Here is a 289-nt window from a genome sequence, read left to right on the forward strand (position 1 = left end):
CGGGCGCGCCGAGCTCCGACGGCGGCGCCGGCACCGAGGCGCCCTGCAGCGCGGCGAGCGCAGCGCGATCGAGGTCCGCGTCGCCCGATGATCGCGCCAGCCGGGCCGAGACCACCCGCCCCGATGACCAGCACGCGCGCGGCCTTCAGCCGTTGCTGGCCTGCACCGCCGATTTCCGGCAGCAGGATATGGCGTTTGTAGCGTTCTATTTCTTCCGGGCTCAGCGGGTCCATGTCGCACTCCCTCTCTTTGCCTTCATACGGTGATGCTCCCGTGGGATACATTGAAG

1 protein-coding gene and 1 pseudogene are annotated in these 289 nt (G+C 68.9%); both read right to left on the reverse strand.

The genetic code is table 11. The features are described from left to right. Nucleotides 1-115 (reverse strand): TonB family protein (locus EN807_RS34725; RefSeq protein WP_246684544.1); only part of this gene is annotated, 115 nt, incomplete at its 3' end. After that, nucleotides 105-233: pseudogene (locus tag EN807_RS34730) on the reverse strand (ThiF family adenylyltransferase); the annotation flags it as partial. The pseudogene EN807_RS34730 and the gene EN807_RS34725, both read right to left, overlap by 11 nt. Nucleotides 234-289 lie beyond the last annotated feature (56 nt).

This window comes from Mesorhizobium sp. M5C.F.Ca.ET.164.01.1.1 (assembly GCF_004792125.1).
GTDB classification, from domain to species: Bacteria; Pseudomonadota; Alphaproteobacteria; order Rhizobiales; family Rhizobiaceae; genus Mesorhizobium; species Mesorhizobium wenxiniae.